This is a genomic window from Pseudomonas sp. Pseusp97 (assembly GCF_047304025.1).
Lineage (GTDB): Bacteria > Pseudomonadota > Gammaproteobacteria > Pseudomonadales > Pseudomonadaceae > Pseudomonas.
This window is the reverse complement of sequence record NZ_JBGLYK010000426.1, coordinates 1-1,588: the sequence shown is the minus strand read 5'-3', so window position 1 is coordinate 1,588 and position 1,588 is coordinate 1. Positions and strand designations below refer to the sequence as shown.

At 68.3% G+C, this 1,588-nt stretch carries 2 protein-coding genes; both read right to left on the bottom strand.

Features of this window, described 5'->3' with window-relative positions; translation table 11 throughout:
- On the bottom strand, positions 1 to 449 hold a 449-nt coding region (locus ACCC94_RS29635), incomplete at its 3' end, for a thioesterase family protein (protein ID WP_413353157.1).
- Between the two features lie 82 nt (positions 450 to 531).
- Positions 532 to 1,497 (bottom strand): L-carnitine dehydrogenase, encoded by a 966-nt coding sequence (locus ACCC94_RS29630; protein ID WP_413353156.1) that lies wholly within the window; start codon positions 1,495 to 1,497, stop codon positions 532 to 534.
- Between the last annotated feature and the right edge of the window lie 91 nt (positions 1,498 to 1,588).

The window sequence follows — 1,588 nt, the reverse complement described above, 5'->3', positions numbered from 1 at the left end:
ACGTAGTCCGGGCGCGGCAACGGGCGATGGGCTTCGGCCAGCGCCAGCACGCGCTCGAGCACCACGCCTTCGAAGGGCGCCGAGCGCGCGCCGCCCTCGAGGTTCACGTGCAGCAGCATCTGCTCACTGGCGGCCAGGGCGAGGTCTTCGTTGGCGCGGTGCAGGCTGTGGAAAACGTGCAGGCGCTTGCGGTCGTGGGCGACCAGTTGGGTGCGCACTTCGACCTTCTCGCCCTCCTTCACCTCGTGCAGGTAGTTGAGGTGCACCTCAAGGGTGAACAGCGAGTCGTTGGTCGCCGCGCGGTGCTCGGCGTCGAGGCCCAGGTGGTCCATCAGGGCGTCGGTGGCGTAGCTGAACAGCAGCAGGTAGAAGGCGTCGCGCAGGTGGCCGTTGTAGTCGGTCCACTCGGCGAGGATGGGGGTTTCGTAGGTTTTCAGGGCGTGGGTCATGTTCGCGTCCGAAGAGCCCCTCTCCCCGGCCCTCTCCCTGAAGGGAGAGGGGGTGGTTTGGAGCGAATGATGAACCGTGAGGTTAGTCGGCGAAGGCGAAGCCGTGCCTGGACTTGGTGTCCTTGATCGCGCCGAGCACCGCCAGCAGGCAGTCGTCGCGGTAGCGTTCCAGCTCGGCGATGCTGCGGCTGCCCTGCTGTTCGCTGGTGCCTTCGACCACGCGGTCGATCAGGGTGTCGGTCAGCTCCGGCGCGGGCAGGTAGGTCCAGGGCAGTTGCAGCGCCGGGCCGAACTGGGCCATGAAGTGGCGCATGCCTGCGTTACCGCCTGCCAGGGTGTAGGTGAGGAAGGTGCCCATGAAGGACCAGCGCAGGCCGGCGCCGAAACGGATCGCGTCGTCGATCTCGCCGGTGCTGGCGACGCCGTCGTTGACCAGGTGCAGCGCCTCGCGCCATAGCGCTTCGAGCAGGCGGTCGGCGATGAAGCCGGGGACTTCCTTGCGCACGTGCAGCGGGCGCATGCCGAGGGATTGGTAGACCTGGATGGCAGCCTGGACGGCTTCCGGCGCGGTCTTCGCGCCGCCCACCACTTCCACCAGCGGCAGCAGGTAAACCGGGTTGAACGGGTGGCCGACCACGCAGCGTTCAGGGTGCGTGGCGTCGGCGTAGAACTCGCTGGGCAGCAGGCCCGAGGTGCTGGAGCCGATCAGCGCGTTGGGCTTGGCGGCGGCGCTGATCTTGGCGTGCAGCTCGCACTTGAGGTCGAGGCGTTCGGGGGCGCTTTCCTGGATGAAGTCGGCGTCGCGCACGCACTCTTCGATAGTGGCGACGAAGCGCAGGCGGTCCTGCGAGGCGCCGGGGGCGAGGCCGGCCTTTTCCAGCGCCGGCCAGGCATTGGCAATGCGCGCGCGCAGCGCGGCTTCGGCGCCAGGGGCCGGGTCCCAGGCGATGACGTCGAGGCCATGGGCCAGGGCGCGGGCGACCCAGCCGCTGCCGATGACGCCGCTGCCGAGGGCGGCGAAGGTCTTGATTTGGGTGATGAAGGGCATGGGTGGCTCCAGCAGGAATGAGGGGGATTACCTGTAGGAGCGAGCTTGCTCGCGAACAGAGTCAACCGGCAGCTCAGGAGCTGGGGGGGGT